Below are 17,056 nucleotides of genomic sequence, written 5' to 3'. Positions count from 1 at the left end.
GTTCTCGCTAAAAATTTTCCGTCTATACATTAAGTCCTTACCTGACTCGCGTTGAAGTATATAATTGTCAGCTGTTGGGGCTTCAGAGGTCGCTATGCTATTCATTGTTCGTGTTATTCTCACTGTTATCTACTGCATCCTGGTGTGCGTGTTTGGCTGTATTTACTGCCTGTTTAGCCCACGTAATCCAAAGCATGTTTCGACGTTTGGTCGCATGTTTGGTCGACTGGCGCCGCTGTACGGCCTGAAGGTCGAAACCCGCTTGCCAGAAGGGGCCGAAAACTTCGGCAACGCCATTTATATCGGTAATCATCAGAATAACTACGATATGGTCACCGCCGCGAACATCGTGCTGCCGCCGACGGTAACAGTGGGTAAAAAGAGTCTGCTGTGGGTGCCGTTCTTCGGTCTGCTTTACTGGCTTACCGGTAACTTGCTGATCGACCGTAATAACCGCGCAAAAGCGCACAGCACCATCGGTGAAGTGGTTAATCAGTTTAAGAAGCGCAAAATTTCCATCTGGATGTTCCCGGAAGGGACGCGCAGCCGTGGACGCGGTCTGCTGCCGTTTAAAACTGGCGCGTTTCACGCCGCAATTGCGGCAGGTGTACCGATTATTCCTGTGTGCGTTTCCAATACTTCTAATAAAATTAATCTTAACCGTCTGAAAAACGGACTGGTGATTGTGGAGATGCTGCCGCCGGTGGATACCAGTCAGTATGGTAAAGATCAGGTTCGTGAACTGGCTGCCCATTGCCGTGAGCTGATGGCTCGCCAAATCGAAATACTCGACAAAGAAGTCGCAGAGCGAGAAGCCTCCGGTAAGATTTAAGCCGGAGTTAAAGGGAAATGAATTCCCACGTCTTTAGTTGTTTCACATGGAGCACATATGTCACTCAGTCGGCGTCAGTTTATTCAGGCTTCGGGAATCGCCCTTTGTGCTGGCGCGGTTCCGCTGACAGCCAACGCCGCCGGGCAGCAGCAGCCGCTGCCCATACCGCCGTTACTGGAATCCCGCCGCGGGCAGCCGCTTTTCCTGACGATGCAGCGTTCCCACTGGTCCTTCACCCAGGGAACCCGGGCATCGGTCTGGGGCATTAACGGTCGCTATCTGGGGCCAACGATCCGCGTCTGGAGCGGTGACGACGTTAAGCTGATTTACAGCAACCGCCTGACAGAAAACGTCGCGATGACCATCAGCGGATTGCAGGTGCCAGGCCCGCTGATGGGCGGCGCGGCACGCATGATGTCACCGAACGCCGACTGGGCGCCGGTGCTGCCTGTTCGTCAGAGCGCCGCCACGCTGTGGTATCACGCCAATACGCCAAACCGCACCGCGCAGCAGGTCTATAACGGCCTGGCGGGAATGTGGCTGGTGGAAGATGACGTCAGTAAATCGCTGCCGATCCCGAACCATTACGGCGTGGATGATTTTCCGATCATAATCCAGGATAAACGGCTGGATAATTTTGGTACGCCTGAATACAGCGAGCCGGGGAGCGGAGGCTTTGTTGGCGATACGCTACTGGTTAACGGTGCGCAGAGTCCGTATGTCGAGGTGTCTCGCGGCTGGGTGCGTCTGCGCCTGCTGAATGCATCAAACTCACGACGTTATCAGCTGCAGATGAGCGATGGCCGCGCGCTGCATGTGATTTCCGGCGATCAGGGCTTTTTGCCTGCACCGGTCTCGGTCAAACAGCTGGCGCTGGCTCCGGGCGAGCGTCGCGAAATCCTTGTTGATATGACTAACGGGGATGAAGTGTCGATTACCTGCGGCGAGGCGGCGAGTATTGTTGACCGTATTCGCGGCTTCTTTGAACCCTCCAGTATTCTGGTGTCCACGCTGGTGTTAACCCTGCGACCAACGGGATTGCTGCCGCTGGTGACCGATAGCCTGCCGATGCGCCTGTTACCGCAGGAGATCATGAGCGGCACGCCGGTGCGCAGTCGCGATATCAGCCTGGGCGACGATCCGGGGATCAACGGTACCCTGTGGGACGTCAATCGCATTGATATTACCGCGCAGCAGGGGAGCTGGGAGCGCTGGACGGTTCGCGCAGAGATGCCGCAGTCGTTTCATATCGAAGGGGTGAGTTTCCTGATCCGCAACGTCAACGGCGCCATGCCGTTCCCGGAAGATCGTGGCTGGAAAGACACCGTCTGGGTTGACGGGCAGGTCGAACTGCTGGTCTATTACGGACAGCCTTCGTGGCCGCACTTCCCGTTCCTGTTCCACAGCCAGACGCTGGAAATGGCCGATCGTGGCTCGGTGGGGCAGTTGCTGGTGAACCCGGCGCCGTAAATTTATCCCCTCACCCCAGCCCTCTCCCCAGAGGGGAGAGGGAGAAAAACCGCACTGAACTGTCCCCTCACCCCAGCCCTTTCACCAGAGGGGAGAGGGAGAAAGACCGCACTGGACAGTCCCCTCACTCCGGCCCTCTCCCCAGAGGGGAGAGGGAGAAAGACCGCACTGGACAGTCTCCTCACCCCGGCGCTCTCACCAGAGGGGAGAGGGAGAAAGACCGCACTGGACAGTCTCCTCACCCCGGCCCTCTCCCCAGAGGGGAGAGGGAGAAAGACCGCACTGGACAGTCTCCTCACCCCAGCCCTCCCCAGAGGGGAGAGAGAGAAAAACCACACGAACAGTTCCTCTCCATACCGGTGCGAGACAGAAAGACCGCACCGGACATTCCCCTCTCCCCTCCGCGGAGAGGGTTAGGGTGAGGGGAAAAGCCCGCACAATACCCCTTCATTTCCCCTGAGAAAGCAGCGTATAATCCCCGCCCTTTGTTTATTTTTTCTTCGGAAGCATTATGAGCGCAATATCCCTGATCCAGCCGGATCGAGACCTCTTCTCCTGGCCCCAGTATTGGGCGGCCTGCTTTGGACCGGCGCCATTCCTGCCGATGTCCCGCGAAGAGATGGACCAACTGGGCTGGGACAGCTGCGACATTATTCTGGTGACGGGCGATGCGTACGTCGATCACCCGAGCTTCGGCATGGCGATCTGTGGTCGTATGCTGGAGGCGCAGGGCTTCCGCGTGGGGATTATTTCTCAGCCAGACTGGAACAGCAAAGAAGCGTTCATGAGCCTCGGCAAACCGAACCTGTTCTTCGGCGTCACCGCCGGCAATATGGACTCAATGATTAACCGCTACACTGCCGATCGCAAACTGCGTCACGACGATGCCTATACCGCCGATAACGTTGCGGGCAAGCGTCCGGACCGTGCGACGTTGGTCTACACCCAGCGTTGTAAAGAAGCCTGGAAAGATGTGCCGGTCATCCTGGGGGGCATCGAAGCCAGCCTGCGTCGTACCGCGCATTATGACTACTGGTCGGATACCGTGCGCCGTTCGGTGCTGGTGGATTCTAAAGCCGACATGTTGATCTTTGGTAACGGCGAGCGCCCGCTGGTGGAAGTGGCGCACCGTCTGGCGCAGGGTGAACCGGTCGGCAATATCCGCGACGTGCGTAACACGGCGATCATGGTGAAAGAAGCGCTGCCAGGCTGGAGCGGGGTGGATTCCCGTATCATCGACATGCCAGGCAAAATCGATCCGATCCCTCATCCGTACGGGGAAGATCTGCCGTGCGCCGACAACAAGCCGGTCGAATCGAAGAAAACCGAAGCCAAAGCCGTGATCGTCCAGCCACCGCGTCCAAAACCGTGGGAAAAAACCTACGTCCTGTTGCCGTCCTTCGAAAAAGTGAAAGGCGACAAAGTGCTGTACGCCCATGCGTCACGCATTCTGCACCATGAAACCAACCCTGGCTGCGCGCGCGCGTTGATGCAAAAGCACGGCGAGCGCTATATCTGGGTCAACCCGCCAGCGATTCCGCTCTCAACCGAAGAGATGGACAGCGTGTTCGCGCTGCCGTACAAACGCGTGCCGCATCCTTCCTATGGCAACAGCCGTATTCCGGCCTACGAGATGATCCGTTTCTCGATCAACATCATGCGCGGCTGTTTTGGCGGCTGTTCGTTCTGTTCGATCACCGAGCATGAAGGGCGCATTATTCAGAGCCGCTCCGAAGATTCGATTGTGAACGAGATCGAAGCGATTCGCGACTCGGTGCCGGGCTTTACCGGCGTGATCTCCGATCTGGGCGGCCCAACGGCAAACATGTATATGCTGCGCTGCAAGTCTCCGCGCGCGGAGCAAACCTGCCGTCGCCTGTCGTGCGTCTATCCTGACATCTGTCAGCACATGGATACCAACCACGAACCGACGATCAACCTCTACCGCCGCGCCCGCGATCTGAAAGGCATCAAGAAGATCCTGATCGCATCCGGTGTGCGTTATGACATCGCCGTAGAAGATCCGCGCTACATCAAAGAGCTGGCGACCCATCACGTCGGCGGATACCTGAAGATTGCTCCGGAACACACGGAAGAAGGCCCGCTGTCGAAGATGATGAAGCCGGGGATGGGTAGCTACGATCGTTTTAAAGAGCTGTTTGACACCTATTCAAAACAGGCGGGTAAAGAGCAGTATCTGATCCCGTATTTCATCTCCGCGCACCCGGGTACGCGCGACGAGGATATGGTGAATCTGGCGCTCTGGCTGAAGCAACGCCGTTTCCGTCTCGATCAGGTGCAGAACTTCTATCCGTCACCGCTCGCGAACTCAACGACTATGTATTACACCGGCAAGAATCCGCTGGGGAAAATTGGTTATAAGAGTGAGGACGTGGTTGTGCCGAAAGGGGATAAACAGCGTCGTCTGCACAAAGCGCTGCTGCGCTATCACGATCCGGCGAACTGGCCGCTGATTCGTCAGGCGCTGGAAGAGATGGGGAAAAAGCATCTGATCGGCTCGCGCCGCGACTGTCTGGTGCCAGCCCCGACGCTGGATGAAATGCGCGAAGCGCGTCGCCAGAACCGCCATACGCGTCCGGCGCTGACCAAACACACGCCGATTGTGCATCAGCGTTCGAATGGCGGTGCGGGTGCGAAAAAAGGTGTGAAAAGAAAGACGGGCTAAATGCGGCCTGATGCCTCTGACCCGACCCTCTCCCACCGGGAGAGGGGTAGGGCGAGGGGGCTTACCCCCCAAACTGATCCGGATCGGGGCCTAAACGTTTGCCCTGATCCAGTTTGGCTATCTCACTCAGTTCCTCTTTATCCAGGCGGAAATCCCAGACGTCGAAGTTCTCGGAAATTCGCGACGGAGTGACCGATTTCGGGATCACCACCAGACCGCTGTCCAGATGCCAGCGAATGACAATCTGCGCGGCCGTTTTGCCGTACTTCTCTGCCAGCTCACGAATGATTTTCTGATCGAAAACCCCTTCGCCGCCCTGGGCCAGCGGGCTCCAGGATTCGGTCTGAATTTTGTGCGTGGCATTCCAGGCGTGAAGCTGACGCTGCTGCATCAGCGGGTGTAACTCAATCTGGTTGATGACCGGTGCGACGCCAGTTTCATCAATCAGACGTTGCAGATGATGAATCTGGAAATTACAGACGCCGATACTCTTCACCAGCCCCTCTTTTTGCAGATCGATCAGACCCTCCCAGGCCTCAACGTAATGATCGATTGCCGGAACCGGCCAGTGCATCAGATAGAGATCGACAAAGTCGAGCTGGAGTTTTTCCAGGCTTTCCAGCAGGGCTTCCCGTGGGCGTTTCTGGTCGTCATTCCACAGTTTGGTGGTGATGAACAACTCATCACGCGGGATATTCGCGCTGGCCAGCGCGTTACCCACGCCGTCTTCATTTTTGTATGCGGCGGCGGTATCGATAGACCGATAGCCGACTTCCAGTGCTTTGTGAATGGCGGACACGACCTCGTCGTTACCGGCTTTCCATACGCCTAACCCCAACTGGGGCATCACGTTGCCGTCCTGAAGCTTGATTACGGTTTGGTTTGCCATTTTTCCTCCTCCATTTGCTCATTACCGAGGGGGACCCCCGGTAATGTGGTGTGCATTAAGTCTGGACGAAATGTCAAAAAACGAAAGGCGAGATAACAAAAACGCTTAGCGCGCTGCTTCGTAAATACGACGGCTGACGTCCAGGGTAATGTCTTTGTGTTCACCCAGTTGAGTCATTCCATGCTCTTCCAGCTTAGCCAGCAGGGCAGGAATAGAGCTGCCGTCGAGGCCGTAACCGGAGAGGCGAGTCGGGACACCCATCTGCTCAAAGAAGTGACGGGTGGCTTCGATAGCGGCATCAATACGCTCATCTTCAGAACCGGACGTGATGTTCCACACGCGCTCGGCATACTGCAGTAGTTTGGCGCGTTTGGTGTCGCGTTTTTCATTCCACAGCGCAGGCAGAACGACCGCCAGCGTCTGGGCATGATCCAGGCCGTGCATCGCGGTCAGCTCATGGCCCAGCATATGCGTCGCCCAGTCCTGCGGGATGCCCGCGCCAATCAGACCGTTCAGCGCCTGAGTGGCGGCCCACATCACATTGGCACGTACATCGTAGTTTTCTGGCTCTTTCAGCGCTTTCGGGCCATCTTCTACCAGCGTCAGCAGGATACCTTCTGCGAAACGATCCTGAATTTTACCGTTTACCGGATAAGTGACGTACTGCTCAACGGTGTGAACAAAGGCGTCAACAACGCCGTTCGCGACCTGACGTGGCGGCAGCGTGTAGGTGTAAACCGGATCCAGAACGGCGAAGACCGGTTGTACGTGTTCGTTCATAAAGGCCTGTTTGTCACCCGTGGTTTTACGGGAGATCACCGCGCCTTTGTTGGATTCTGAACCGGTCGCTGGCAGGGTCAGTACGGAACCCATCGGAATGGCGCTGGTGATTTTGCTGCCGCCGGTTTGCAGGATTTCCCACGGATCCACGCCGTCGGCGTAATGCGCCGCTGCGGCGATAAACTTGGTGCCATCCAGAACCGAACCGCCGCCGACCGCCAGCAGGAAGGTGATCTTCTCTTCACGGGCGATTTTGACCGCGTTCATCAGTGTTTCGTAAGACGGGTTTGGCTCGATGCCGCCGAACTCACGTACGTCTACGCCGTCCAGTGCGCTGTAAACCTGGTCCAGCACGCCGGTTTTTTTGACGCTGCCGCCGCCGTAAGTGATCAGTACGCGCGCCCCGGCTGGGATCTGGTCGCGCAGATCGGCGATGGCGTCTTTACCAAACAGAATGCGGGTTGGGGTATGCAGATTAAAGTTATTCATTGCTCGTTCCCTTTATGTGGGTGAAAAACGTGGCGGCGTCGATGGCTGCCTGATGGTGCCCATTGTGGCCATCGAGCGCACGTCTCTCAATGCACATTCCTGCCGTTGTCTTGCCCATTTCTACAGAGGGCTGGAGAAAATGCGAAAAGGTGCGCAAACTGGCAACAATGGAAACCGTATCGGGAGTAAACCTGAATGAACCGCGATGAGATTTGCCTGCAATTGACGGGGCAAATTAACAGACTGAAAGATAAAGAAAATAGCATCAGTGAATGGTTGCCAGACATTCGCCTGCTGTATGGTACTCAGCCCGGTACTCGTACACCGGTGATGTATCAACCCGGCATCGTATTTCTCTTTTCCGGCCATAAAATTGGTTATATCAATGAACGCGTGTTCCGCTACGACACCAACGAATATTTACTCCTCACAGTACCTTTACCCTTTGAATGTGAAACCTATGCGACTGAGGCCGTTCCGCTGGCAGGCATTCGCCTCAACGTGGATATTTTGCAGCTTCAGGAGTTGCTGATGGATATCGGCGAAGATGAGCTTTTCCGGCCCGCGATCGCGGCAAGCGGCATCAACTCCGCCACGCTTTCTGACGAGATCCTGTGCGCCATTGAACGTTTGCTGGACGTGATGGACAGGCCGCTCGACGCGCGTATCCTGGGTAAGCAGATTATCCGCGAAATTCTCTATCACGTGCTGCTGGGGCCGGGCGGCGGAGCGCTGCTGGCGCTGGTCAGTCGTCAGACTCATTTCAGCCTGATCAGCCGTGTATTAAAGCGTATTGAGAGCCAGTACACGGAAAACCTGAGCGTCGATGAACTGGCGTCTGAAGCGAATATGAGCGTGTCGGCGTTCCATCATAACTTTAAATCCGTCACCAGCACGTCGCCGCTGCAGTATCTCAAAAGCTATCGTCTGCATAAGGCGCGAATGCTGATGATTCACGACGGGATGAAAGCCAGCGCCGCGGCGATGCGCGTGGGCTACGAAAGCGCTTCGCAATTCAGTCGTGAGTTTAAACGCTATTTTGGCGTGACGCCGGGTGAAGATGCGGCGCGGATCCGTATGATGCAGGGGATTTGAGTCATCCTCTCCCGGTCGGGAGAGGAGAAAAAACATCAGGCGTTACAGTACTTTTTCTTGATCACCACAACCAGCGTGCCAACCAGACCCGCAACCAGCAGGAACATCGGCAGAATCATCAGGAATGTCATGACCTGATCTTCGTGGCGTTTCACAAAAGGAATCATGCTGATGGCGTAGCCCAGTGACGTCACCACGCCCACCCACAGCAGCGCGCTTAGCCAGTTAAAGAACTGGAAACGACGGTTAGACAGGCCCGAAATCCCTGCCATTGTCGGCAACAAGGTGCGAATAAAGGCCAGAAAACGCCCGGCCAGCAGCGCCAGCAGACCATGACGATCGAACATGCAGGTTGCCCTGTTGTGATACTTGGTGGGCAATTGTGCCAGCCAGCCTTTGACTACGCGCGTGTTGCCGAGCCAGCGCCCCTGCAAATAGCTTAGCCAACAGCCCAGGCTCGCAGCAGAGGTTAAGATCACAATCGTCAGGGCGAAGTCCATAACGCCTTTACCAATTAACGCACCCGCCAGAAGCAGCAGACTATCCCCCGGCAGAAACGAGGCGGGCAGCAGACCGTTTTCGAGAAATAATGTGGCGAACATGACGAAATAAACGACACCAACGACGTGTGGATCCATCAGCGCTGCAAAATCGTGTTGCCAGAGCGCAGCGATAATATCTTGAATGACAGCCATGGACTTTCCTGTGGAACAACTTATATGCGGCTATTGTACTCCTGATTTCGCCCGCGGGGGTTGATCGTGGACCCAACAAATGCAGACATTTGTACTGTAAGCGTCTACAAAACGGTCCAGGAGTACATTTCTGTTCGCACTCTACACGATACGTTCAAATCCTGCCGATAAATCCGCCATCAGATCGTCAACATTTTCTAAACCAATGTGAAGACGAATCAGCGTGCCGGTGAAATCCACTTCCCCGCCCGGGCGCAGGCTGGCGATCTGCTCCGGTTGATTAGGCAGAATCAGCGATTCGAAGCCGCCCCAGGAGTAAGCCATGCTGAAGAGTGAGAAGTTATCCAGGTAGCTCGCCAGTTCGTCATTGTTCAGCCTTTTTTTAAGCACAAATGAGAACAAACCGCAGCTGCCCGTAAAGTCACGTTTCCAGAACTCATGCCCTTTACTGCCCGGCAGCGCGGGATGATTGACACGAGCAACCTGGGGATGCTGCGCCAGCCACTCGGCGATTTGCAGGCTGCTTTCGTGATGTTGACGCAGACGCACGCCCAGCGTACGCAGCCCACGGCTGGTCATATACGCCGTATCGGCATCGACCATTTGTCCCATCAGATAGGCATTTTCGCGCAGTTGGTCCCAGCAGCGGGCATTGGAAACCGCCGTGCCAATCATCCCGTCGGAGTGACCAATAAGATATTTCGTTGCGGCCTGAATGGAGATATCAATATCGAAATCGAGCGCTTTAAACAGCACACCCGCAGCCCAGGTGTTATCGATCATAATGATGGCATCGGGGGCGGCGCGACGTACAGCACGCACAATCGCCGGAACGTCATGCACTTCCATGGTGATCGAACCCGGTGATTCCAGGAACACAATGCGCGTATTCGGCTGAATAAGTTCAGCGATGCCCTCGCCAATCAGCGGATCGAACCAGCCGGTGGTGACGCCAAGTTTAGTGAGGATTTTGGTACAGAAATCCTGGCTGGGTTCGTAGGCCGTATTGGTCATCAGGATATGATCGCCCTGTTCGACAAAGGCCAGAATGGTATTTGCCACCGCCGCTGCGCCGCACGGGAACAACGCGCAGCCCGCGCCGCCCTCCAGTTCGCACATGGCTTCCTGTAATGAAAAATGGGTCAGCGTGCCGCGGCGGCCATAAAACAGCTCGCCTTTTGCGCGGTTACGGGTGGCGTGTTTTTTGGCCTCGACCGTATCAAAAACCAGCGAAGAGGCGCGCTGGATAACGCTATTTACCGAACCCTGAGTGTACTTTTTACTGCGTCCGGCCTGGACAAGCGTGGTATCAAGATGCTTCTCTGTCATGTTCGCTAAACCTGTTTTATACGTCTGGACGTCCAGACTACCACGATTGCGGAAATCTGCATCCGGATGCTTAGCGAATAAGCAGAATATTTTCTGAAAAATAAGCATAAGAAATTTTTAATGCGTAAGCGCAAGGAAAATGAGCGTAAATTTCGGCACTATGTAAATACTAATGAGAACCACTATCAATTCGATGTGGTTTTGATATTATTATGCTCAGAATTTGTGATTTGCGTCCTGGAGATACAGAGTGGGTAATAATTTGATGCAGACGGATCTCTCCGTTTGGGGCATGTACCAACATGCTGACATCGTGGTTAAGATTGTGATGATCGGCCTGATTCTGGCGTCAGTGATCACCTGGGCTATTTTCTTCAGCAAGAGCGTTGAGCTGATTTCCCAAAAGCGCCGCCTCAAGCGCGAACAGCAGCAGCTGGCTGAAGCCCGCTCTCTGGATCAGGCTTCTGACATCACGTCCGCATTTCATGCCAAAAGCCTCACCACCCAATTAGTCAATGAAGCTCAGAACGAGCTGGAACTCTCCGCAGGCAGTGAAGATAACGAAGGTATTAAAGAGCGTACCGGCTTCCGCCTGGAACGTCGCGTTGCCGCTGTTGGCCGCCACATGGGCCGCGGAAATGGCTATCTGGCGACCATCGGTGCGATCTCTCCGTTTGTGGGTCTGTTTGGCACCGTTTGGGGCATCATGAACAGCTTCATTGGTATTGCCCAGACGCAAACCACTAACCTCGCTGTAGTGGCACCGGGTATCGCAGAAGCTCTGCTGGCAACGGCTATCGGCCTGGTTGCCGCGATTCCTGCGGTTGTTATCTATAACATCTTCGCCCGTATGATTGGCAGCTTCAAAGCCACGCTGGGTGATGTTGCCGCGCAGGTTCTGCTGCTGCAAAGCCGCGATCTCGACCTCAGCGCCAGCTCCGTTAAGCCGGTCCATTCTGCTTCGAAATTGCGTGTAGGTTGATAAGTTATGGCAATGCGTCTCAATGAAAATCTGGACGATAACGGCGAAATGCATGAAATCAACGTGACGCCGTTTATCGACGTCATGTTAGTTCTGCTGATTATCTTCATGGTTGCCGCGCCGCTGGCGACGGTTGACGTGAAGGTGAATCTGCCCGCGTCTTCCAGCCAGCCGCAGCCGCGACCGGAAAAACCGATCTATCTGTCTGTTAAAGCGGATAAATCAATGTTCCTGGGCAATGACCCGGTGACCGATGAGTCTGTGATTCCGGCACTGGAAGCGCTGACTCAGGGTAAGAAAGACACCACGGTGTTCTTCCGCGCGGATAAAACCGTCGATTACGAAACCATGATGAGAGTGATGGACACGCTGCATCAGGCGGGTTATCTCAAGATTGGTTTGGTCGGCGAAGAAAAAACCGCAGCCAAATAAACGTTAAACGGCAACGCAAGTTGCCGTTTTTGTTTTCGCCCTCTCACACGGGAGAGGGCAGGGTGAAGGCTTCAGCACACAGAGGCGTTTATCCCAGATGTTCCCCGCCGCAGACACCATGCACTTCTGCCGTCACATAACTCGACTCCTGGCTGGCCAGATAGACATATACCCCCGCCAGTTCTGCAGGCTGCCCCGCGCGTTTCATCGGCGTCTTCTGACCAAATTGCGGAATCTTATCCTGAGTCTGACCGCCTGAAATTTGCAGTGCCGTCCAGATCGGGCCAGGGGCAACTACGTTCACGCGGATACCTTTCTCGGCCACCTGTTTTGCCAGTCCGCGGCTGTAGTTCAGTATTGCCGCCTTGGTAGAGGCATAATCCAGCAGATGCGGGCTTGGCTGGTAAGCCTGAATTGAGGATGTGGTCACGATGCTGGAACCGGCCGGCAGGAGCGGGATTGCCTCCTGGGTTATCCAGAAAAGCGCCAGTACGTTCACCGCGTAAGTCTGTTTAAACTGCTCGGTGGTCAGATCGGCAATCTTCTCGACGGCGACCTGTTTCCCCGCGACCAGCGCCAGCGTATCTAATCCGCCCAGCGCTTTGTGTGCCGTATGCACCAGCGAGCGGGCAAACGCTTCATCGCTCAAATCACCCGGAATCAGCACCGCTTTGCGGCCCGCTTCTTCAATCAGCTGTTTGACCTGTAGGGCATCTTCCTCTTCTGCCGGCAGGTAGTTAATCGCCACGTCGGCGCCTTCACGAGCGTAGGCAATAGCGGCTGCGCGTCCGATACCGGAGTCCCCGCCCGTCACCAGCGCCTTACGATCCTGAAGCCTGCCACTGCCTTTATAGCTCTTCTCGCCGCAATCAGGCACTGGCGTCATCTTCGACTGCACGCCGGGTGCGGGCTGTTTTTGCTTCGGGTAGTCGCCGGTAAAGTACTGAGTGGTAGGGTCCTGGATTTTCGTCTGGTCATTTGACATAAGTCGTCTCCGTGCGTGTGATCCAAGTTGATAAGCATAGGATATTGCACAGCGTTGTCGGAACGATTCAGGGGAATCTGACGTGGCGTCCTGCCTGGGGTGCGCTTCAGGGCGGTCGAAAAGCTTTTGGCTGGCGGGTGTTGCGGCGGGTGTTCGGTGCGATCAGGGCTTGCTGGAGGAGGTATCTGTTTTTGCTGCGAGCGCATCTTCATCCAGGGCGACGCTGGTGACATTGGACGTGTGGTAGCCGCCATCAGCCAGTTTACGCGTCAGGCGTAATGTGGCAGTCTCCCGCGAAAGCAGGTGTTGATAATTGCTCTCCAGTCGCGCCATGATTTTATCTTTGAGCTCGGGTTTTAATTCCATCACGGCATTGATCATTGCGCCATAAATCTCTTCTTTAACCTGCAGAGAATATATTTCACGGCGGTTTTGCCATTTCAGGCGCACCAGCGCCGCTGGGATCGATACCATATCTTGCGCAATGCGCGTCATCTCGTCGTTCTTATGCTTAATCAGGGCGTCGAGATTTTGCTTTAAGATAAACTCATCACTTTTATGGTTGTCTAAAGTCAAATAAACGTTATTGTCTTCAACATCTTTTTTCACGTTAATCATCCTCTAGTTTATAAAAGATAGGGTTGTTTTTTTCACGCGTAATAAGATTAAGCCAAATTTCGTTGCCCGCTTCGTTTATTTCTTCGGTCTTTTCGGCCATTATTTGATTAAGGGTTTGGGCGTCTATTTCGCCTTCAGCCTGCAGGTCGTTAAGCAGGTGGGCAAAGGCTTCAATCTTTACCACGCGGTATAGCCGGTCTTTTATATGACGGTCGTGCTCTTCCAGCAGCATATTACGCGACTTACCGGTACGGGTAACACCAATTAATATGTCTGATTCGAAATCGGAAAGTTTTCTTTTTCCCTGAGTGAAATTAGCATTGTTTTCTGCTTCCGACGGTTTCGGGACCACAGATGTAATGTGGTACCTGACCGGGACAAGATTCTCGGGCAGCATTTTAATTTCCTTTAATTTCAACTCGGTAGGGTTAAACAAGGCGTGAGATTCGTTGACAATAACATGAGGCAAATTTAAAATCAAAAAAAATGGAGCAAACCCATGAACAGCGTTTTTTATTCTGTCATTACATTACTATTGCTGACCGCTGGTGTTCTTTTATTGATGCGAGAGCTCAATAAATCAAAAGACTTACAGCAAATTAGCGAGTCATCGCCACCGATTCTTATGACTAAAGAAGAGGGAGAGGATCATTTCTCGGTGCTCATGAATGCGATAACGCCGGTATGGTACTGGCGTGTCAATCATGAATATATCGATTTTCTTCATGCCACAATTAAGCGGATGAAGATGACAGAAATAAACGATACGCCGGGCCTTTTCGATGCCCAGCGTCGCTGTAGCGACCTGAATTCGGCCGTTTATAAATATTATGACAATATCAAAAAGCGCTGCCTGAACGGCGAAAAGGTGTCGCACTCGGATCTCGATGTGATGAACCTTCGCCAGTGTTTCCGGGAATTCAGCCTGGAAGCGTACCCGGATCTGGTGGTGCTGGTCTGGCCGGAGTACCAGCGTCCGGTAGTTAACCCCGCTGATGTGTAGGGGCTTTGTAGGTTAGTTGTTGCAAACAGTTAACCTCGTTGCGATATACTGCGATCTGGTTTCGTTTGCTGACAGGACTCTATGGAACGCTTTTTTGAAAACGCAATGTATGCCTCGCGCTGGTTGCTGGCACCCGTCTACTTTGGACTCTCTCTGGCGTTGATCGCGCTGACGATCAAGTTCTTCCAGGAGATCTTCCACGTTTTGCCCAATATTTTCTCGGTAGCGGAATCCGATCTGATTCTGGTGCTGCTGTCGCTGGTGGATATGACGCTGGTGGGTGGGTTATTGGTGATGGTGATGTTTTCGGGCTATGAGAACTTTGTGTCGCAGCTGGATATCGCCGAACACAAAGAGAAGCTGAGCTGGCTGGGCAAGATGGATGCCACGTCGCTGAAAAACAAAGTGGCGGCATCAATTGTTGCGATCTCCTCGATCCATTTACTGCGCGTATTCATGGACGCCAAAAATATCCCCGATAACAAGCTGATGTGGTATGTCATTATTCATCTGACCTTTGTGCTCTCGGCCTTTGTGATGGGATATCTGGATAAGATCAGTAAGAAGTAAGCTCCGGATTCGGCTTTCTCCCGCAGGGAGAGGGCTGGGGTGCGGGCATCGGCCCGCCCCCCTGAATCATTTATCCGACGACGCCTGCCACAGGTTCAACTCTCCATCCGCAACATATTGATCAATCCGTTGCAGTTCGTCATCGCTAAAGCGAAGATTGTTCAGCGCCTGTACATTCTCTTCGAGTTGCTCAGGGCGGCTGGCGCCAATCAGTACCGATGTCACGCGCTCATCTTTCAGCAGCCAGCTCAGGGCCATTTGCGCCATGGTCTGACCACGCTGCTGGGCCATGTCGTTGAGCAAATTCAGGCTTTTCAGGTTAGCCTCGGTCAACATCTTTTCCGTCAGTCCGCGCGCCTTTTTCCCTTCACGCTGCATCCGCGAACCTTCAGGAATACCGTTCAGATATTTTCCTGTCAGCAAGCCCTGCGCCAGCGGTGTAAAGGCGATACAGCCCGTGCCGTTAGCCTCCAGCGTGTCCAGCAGTCCACTCTTATCCACCCAGCGGTTCAACAGGTTATAAGATGGCTGATGAATAAGGAGTGGGATTTTCCATTCGCGCAGCAGTTCGGCCATCTTCTGCGTACGCTCCGCAGAGTAGGATGAAATCCCCACGTATAACGCTTTGCCGCTCTGTACGGCGTGAGCCAGCGCGGAAGCGGTCTCTTCCATCGGGGTATTTTCATCAACGCGGTGCGAATAGAAAATATCGACATACTCCACACCCATGCGCTTCAGGCTCTGATCGAGACTGGCGAGCAAATATTTACGTGAACCGCCCGAACCATAAGGGCCTGGCCACATGTCGTAACCGGCTTTGGTGGAGATGATCAGCTCATCACGATACGCCGAGAAATCTTCCCGCAGCAGACGGCCAAAGTTTTCTTCGGCGCTGCCGGCTGGTGGACCGTAATTATTGGCGAGATCGAAATGGGTGATTCCGCAATCAAAAGCTTTACGCAGCAGGGCTCGCTGGTTGTCCAGAGGCTGAACGTGGCCAAAGCTGTGCCACAGGCCAAGCGACAGCGCGGGCAGGCGAAGACCGCTTTTTCCACAGTAACGATACTGCATGTTTTCATAGCGGCTGGGGTAGGCGTTCCAGGACATGATGTCTCCTTTCTTATCGATGGATTTTCGAAACAGCGTTTTCATTCTATCCTTAAATACCCGTCATAATTCAAGTTACCGGTGCGAAGACGACATCAGTTCACCCTGTCGCGGGATTCACGCCCTGGCCGTCGTTCTGCAACGCGAATTATTGTGGGCATAAATCACAGTTAATGGAGACAAGCGATGACGCGCCTGACAGCCAAAGATTTTCCGCAAGAATTGCTCGATTATTATGACTATTACGCCCACGGCAAAATTAATAAACGTGAGTTTCTGAATCTGGCGGCCCGCTACGCCGTTGGCGGTGTTACGGCGCTGGCGTTATTCAATATGCTCAAACCGAATTATGCTCTGGCCGAACAGGTGAAATTCACCGATCCCGATATTCTGCCGGAATACATTCATTATCCTTCGCCAAACGGGCATGGCGAAGTCCGTGGCTATCTGGTCAAGCCCGCTAAAACCACGGGGAAAGTCCCGGCAGTGGTCGTGGTGCATGAGAATCGCGGGCTAAATCCCTATATTGAGGACGTCGCCCGGCGCGTAGCCAAAGCGGGGTACATTGCCCTGGCTCCTGACGGTTTAAGTTCCGTGGGCGGCTATCCCGGCAATGACGAAGAAGGGAAGGTGCTTCAGCAGAAGGTCGATCCCACGAAGCTGATGAACGATTTCTTTGCCGCCGTCGAGTTTATGAAAAAACATCCTGACGCCACCGGGAAAGTGGGGATCACCGGATTTTGCTACGGCGGAGGGATCTCCAATGCCGCAGCGGTCGCTTACCCGGAACTGGCGTGTGCGGTGCCGTTTTATGGGCGTCAGCCTGCTGCGGCCGATGTCCCGCGGATCAACGCGCCTTTACTGTTGCATTATGCGGAGCTGGATAAGAACATCAACGAAGGCTGGCCGGCCTATGAAGCGGCTTTGAAATCGAATAACAAGGTTTATGAGGCGTACATTTACCCCGGTGTGAATCACGGATTCCATAATGATTCGACGCCGCGCTACGACGAGCCAGCGGCAGAGCTGGCGTGGAAAAGAACGTTGGGCTGGTTTGAGAAGTATTTACGCTGATATACCGATCATTGACTGAC

The 17,056-nt window shown here is 54.2% G+C and carries 17 protein-coding genes; 9 read left to right on the top strand and 8 right to left on the bottom strand.

Annotated elements, in window-relative coordinates; translation table 11 throughout:
* Positions 1-94 precede the first annotated feature (94 nt).
* The 3 genes from plsC to SOM82_RS17425 all read left to right on the top strand — a co-directional run bounded on the left by plsC (position 95) and on the right by SOM82_RS17425 (position 4,988).
* Positions 95-832, top strand: coding sequence for a 1-acylglycerol-3-phosphate O-acyltransferase (gene plsC, locus SOM82_RS17435; RefSeq protein ID WP_154126289.1), 738 nt, complete (start codon positions 95-97; stop codon positions 830-832).
* Between the two features lie 57 nt (positions 833-889).
* Positions 890-2,302 carry a cell division protein FtsP gene (ftsP, locus tag SOM82_RS17430; protein ID WP_320461409.1) on the top strand — a complete coding sequence of 471 codons (1,413 nt, stop codon included), beginning with the start codon at positions 890-892 and terminating at the stop codon, positions 2,300-2,302.
* Between the two features lie 511 nt (positions 2,303-2,813).
* Positions 2,814-4,988: a YgiQ family radical SAM protein gene (locus tag SOM82_RS17425; RefSeq protein ID WP_320461408.1), complete on the top strand. Its 2,175-nt coding sequence runs from the start codon at positions 2,814-2,816 to the stop codon at positions 4,986-4,988.
* Positions 4,989-5,049: 61 nt separating this feature from the next.
* On the opposite strand, the gene dkgA is transcribed toward SOM82_RS17425, so the two are convergent.
* Both dkgA and yqhD read right to left on the bottom strand, forming a co-directional pair.
* A complete protein-coding gene (dkgA, locus tag SOM82_RS17420) occupies positions 5,050-5,877 on the bottom strand; it encodes a 2,5-didehydrogluconate reductase DkgA (RefSeq protein WP_154126286.1) in 828 nt (275 codons plus the stop codon).
* Positions 5,878-5,982: 105 nt separating this feature from the next.
* Positions 5,983-7,146: an alcohol dehydrogenase gene (gene yqhD / locus SOM82_RS17415; RefSeq protein WP_320461407.1), complete on the bottom strand. Its 1,164-nt coding sequence runs from the start codon at positions 7,144-7,146 to the stop codon at positions 5,983-5,985.
* A 195-nt stretch (positions 7,147-7,341) separates the two neighbouring features.
* Here yqhD and SOM82_RS17410 point away from each other — a divergent pair, with 195 nt between their 5' ends.
* Entirely contained in the window at positions 7,342-8,241 is a 900-nt protein-coding gene (locus SOM82_RS17410) for an AraC family transcriptional regulator (RefSeq protein WP_320461406.1), read from the top strand.
* A gap of 35 nt (positions 8,242-8,276) precedes the next feature.
* On the opposite strand, the gene yghB is transcribed toward SOM82_RS17410, so the two are convergent.
* Positions 8,277-8,936, bottom strand: coding sequence for a DedA family general envelope maintenance protein YghB (gene yghB / locus SOM82_RS17405; RefSeq protein WP_154126283.1), 660 nt, complete (start codon positions 8,934-8,936; stop codon positions 8,277-8,279).
* A gap of 141 nt (positions 8,937-9,077) precedes the next feature.
* Positions 9,078-10,265: a cystathionine beta-lyase gene (gene metC, locus SOM82_RS17400; RefSeq protein WP_320461405.1), complete on the bottom strand. Its 1,188-nt coding sequence runs from the start codon at positions 10,263-10,265 to the stop codon at positions 9,078-9,080.
* Positions 10,266-10,515: 250 nt separating this feature from the next.
* Here metC and exbB point away from each other — a divergent pair, with 250 nt between their 5' ends.
* Complete coding sequence (gene exbB, locus SOM82_RS17395) at positions 10,516-11,247, top strand: tol-pal system-associated acyl-CoA thioesterase (RefSeq protein WP_320461404.1); 732 nt, start codon at positions 10,516-10,518, stop codon at positions 11,245-11,247.
* Between the two features lie 6 nt (positions 11,248-11,253).
* Positions 11,254-11,679: a TonB system transport protein ExbD gene (gene exbD / locus SOM82_RS17390; RefSeq protein ID WP_320461403.1), complete on the top strand. Its 426-nt coding sequence runs from the start codon at positions 11,254-11,256 to the stop codon at positions 11,677-11,679.
* A gap of 88 nt (positions 11,680-11,767) precedes the next feature.
* Here the strand turns inward: exbD and SOM82_RS17385 are convergent, their stop codons facing one another.
* From SOM82_RS17385 to SOM82_RS17375, 3 genes are all read right to left on the bottom strand, one after another.
* A complete protein-coding gene (locus SOM82_RS17385; RefSeq protein WP_154126280.1) occupies positions 11,768-12,664 on the bottom strand; it encodes an SDR family oxidoreductase in 897 nt (298 codons plus the stop codon).
* Positions 12,665-12,826: 162 nt separating this feature from the next.
* A complete protein-coding gene (locus SOM82_RS17380) occupies positions 12,827-13,282 on the bottom strand; it encodes a cytoplasmic protein (protein WP_154126279.1) in 456 nt (151 codons plus the stop codon).
* Positions 13,275-13,679: a hypothetical protein gene (locus SOM82_RS17375; protein WP_320461402.1), complete on the bottom strand. Its 405-nt coding sequence runs from the start codon at positions 13,677-13,679 to the stop codon at positions 13,275-13,277. Before SOM82_RS17375 ends, SOM82_RS17380 begins: the two co-directional genes overlap by 8 nt.
* 102 nt (positions 13,680-13,781) lie before the next feature.
* Here SOM82_RS17375 and SOM82_RS17370 point away from each other — a divergent pair, with 102 nt between their 5' ends.
* Both SOM82_RS17370 and SOM82_RS17365 read left to right on the top strand, forming a co-directional pair.
* Entirely contained in the window at positions 13,782-14,285 is a 504-nt protein-coding gene (locus SOM82_RS17370; protein WP_320461401.1) for an ESA_00282 family adhesion-associated protein, read from the top strand.
* Between the two features lie 81 nt (positions 14,286-14,366).
* Positions 14,367-14,855 carry a TIGR00645 family protein gene (locus SOM82_RS17365; RefSeq protein WP_154126276.1) on the top strand — a complete coding sequence of 163 codons (489 nt, stop codon included), beginning with the start codon at positions 14,367-14,369 and terminating at the stop codon, positions 14,853-14,855.
* 66 nt (positions 14,856-14,921) lie between these two features.
* On the opposite strand, the gene SOM82_RS17360 is transcribed toward SOM82_RS17365, so the two are convergent.
* On the bottom strand, positions 14,922-15,962 hold the full coding sequence (locus SOM82_RS17360) for an aldo/keto reductase (protein WP_320461400.1): 1,041 nt from the start codon (positions 15,960-15,962) through the stop codon (positions 14,922-14,924).
* 186 nt (positions 15,963-16,148) lie between these two features.
* On the opposite strand from SOM82_RS17360, the gene yghX reads away from it, so the two are divergent.
* Entirely contained in the window at positions 16,149-17,036 is an 888-nt protein-coding gene (gene yghX, locus SOM82_RS17355) for a YghX family hydrolase (RefSeq protein WP_320461399.1), read from the top strand.
* Positions 17,037-17,056: the final 20 nt, after the last annotated feature.

This window comes from Lelliottia sp. CFBP8978 (assembly GCF_034046055.2).
Lineage (GTDB): Bacteria > Pseudomonadota > Gammaproteobacteria > Enterobacterales > Enterobacteriaceae > Enterobacter.
Note: the sequence above shows the minus strand (reverse complement) of the source record. Positions and strands in the feature narration are given on the sequence as shown.